At 68.4% G+C, this 1,569-nt stretch carries 2 protein-coding genes; both read left to right on the forward strand.

Features of this window, described 5'->3' with window-relative positions; genetic code table 11:
• Window positions 1–262 precede the first annotated feature (262 nt).
• Window positions 263–769, forward strand: coding sequence for a DinB family protein (locus QMG25_RS04060; RefSeq protein ID WP_283457493.1), 507 nt, complete (start codon window positions 263–265; stop codon window positions 767–769).
• A 144-nt stretch (window positions 770–913) separates the two neighbouring features.
• Window positions 914–1,321, forward strand: coding sequence for an EVE domain-containing protein (locus QMG25_RS04065; RefSeq protein ID WP_283457494.1), 408 nt, complete (start codon window positions 914–916; stop codon window positions 1,319–1,321).
• The last annotated feature ends 248 nt before the right edge of the window (window positions 1,322–1,569 follow it).

Raw genomic sequence — 1,569 nt, forward strand, 5'->3', positions numbered from 1 at the left:
GCGGGGGGGGGTCCCCCCCCCCCGGGGCCGGGCGGGCCGGTCGCCGCGGCCCCTCCGCCGGACTCGGTGGCCCCAGCTGTGCCCTCACCGGCCCGCCCGGCGGGATTTATTGCGGGGGCGGGTGGTGGGGGCGGCTTGGTTCGCGGGGACCGTCGCCCCCTACTGCACTCTCGCGTGCCGAAAGCTGCCCGCGCTCCAATATTCCCGCCACTGCCCCTTGGGGCCCGCCCGCAAGGGACGGACACACTGGCACAATGGACGGATGAGAATCGATCCGGACCCTGCCGCTCCCGAAATCGAGTTGCTGGCCCAGTACCTCGACTACCAGCGTGAGACGATGCTGTCCAAGACCGAAGGTCTCACGCAGGAGCAGCTCGGCCAAGCGCACCCGCCCTCGGCATTGACGCTCGCAGGACTGCTCCACCACTTGGCGCTGGTCGAGGAAGACTGGGTGGAGGTTCGCTTCGCCGGCATGGCCGAACGTGAGCCGTGGGCGGGAATCGATTGGGAGGCAGACCCAAACTGGGAGTTCCGCACCGCCGTCGATCGGGATCCTGACTGGCTGCGGGAACGCTACCGGCAGGCATGCCGGCGCAGCAGGGCGGCCCTCGAGGGGGTGGGACTTGAGGATCTTTCCGTGCAGCCGCTGCGCGACGGGCGGCGGTTCACGGCCAGCTGGATGCTCTTGCACCTGATTGAGGAGACGGCACGCCACGCCGGGCATGCCGACATGCTGCGCGAGGCGATCGACGGCCAGGTCGGCGAATAGCGCCGGCGAATAACCAGGCGCGAATCCACCCCGGTTCCGGTTGACGCCCCATTCGACGTGGGCACATACTTTACTGATGAAGCTTGTCGGTGCCCATTTGTGTGCGACTTCCATGCCGCCGCCCATTGTGGGAGCTCGAGGAGCATGAACGGCTGGCTCGGAGTTGTCTCGGCCGCCCATGTCCGCCGCGGGGTGGAACTCGGCATTGCCCAAATCGGCCATGGAAAACGCGCCCCGCTCGCCCGGATGCGGGCCGGGGACACGCTCGTTTACTACTCGCCTGTCGAACAGATCGGGGACACCGCCGCGCTTCGTGAGTTCACGGCCCTTGGGGTCATGGCCGACGACGCTATCTGGCAAGCCGATGAGGGCTCGTTCAAGCCGTTCCGCCGCCGTGCCGAGTACCTTCCGCTGCGTCCGGTCCCGCTGGCCCTGCTGCGCGACCGGCTCCACCTGACGTCCGGGCCCAATTGGGGATACCAGCTCAGGCGCGGACTCGTGCCACTGGACCAGCACGACGTCGAAATCATCAGGGAAAGCATGCAACGGTGACTGCGCCGCTCGGCCGGTTCCGGCCTGTTCCAACCGGCCCCCAACGACCAAGCCCCGCCGAAAGTGCAGCAGTCCGGAAACGTCGGGACGAACATGGCCCCCACCTACGCAGCCGTATCCCTAATAAACTCGCCCTCCCCCCTAAGCCTCCCCCACGCCGACACGGGGGAGGCGAGGGAGCCGGGGAGCCTGACCATCCCCCACAACCGGTGCCCCAGGATCGGCGCAACAACCCCCCCCCCCCCCAC

The sequence above is a fragment of the Arthrobacter sp. H35-D1 genome, assembly GCF_030063185.1.
GTDB lineage: Bacteria > Actinomycetota > Actinomycetes > Actinomycetales > Micrococcaceae > Specibacter.